Here is a 255-nt window from a genome sequence, read left to right as displayed (position 1 = left end):
CCACCGACGCGGCCGGCCCTTACAGCTTCGCCTGGGACACCACCACCCGTGCCGATGGCGCCACCAGCATCGTCGCCAAAGCCTACGACAGCTCCGGCAACGTCGGCACCAGCACCATCAACGTCACCGTGGGCAACAACGTCGTCGCCGACACCACCGCGCCGGTTGTGAACATCACCAACCCGGTCAACGGCGCCACCATCTCCGGCAACGTGAACATCGGCGCCAGCGCCACCGACAATGTGGCCATCGCCA

General features: G+C 66.7%; 1 protein-coding gene. It reads left to right on the top strand.

The genetic code is table 11. The features are described from left to right. On the top strand, positions 1 to 255 hold a 255-nt coding region (locus GTP41_RS28215; protein ID WP_308700890.1), incomplete at both ends, for an Ig-like domain-containing protein.

This window comes from Pseudoduganella guangdongensis, from assembly GCF_009857475.1.
Classification (GTDB): domain Bacteria; phylum Pseudomonadota; class Gammaproteobacteria; order Burkholderiales; family Burkholderiaceae_D; genus Rugamonas; species Rugamonas guangdongensis.
This window is presented reverse-complemented; position numbering and strand designations above follow the sequence as displayed.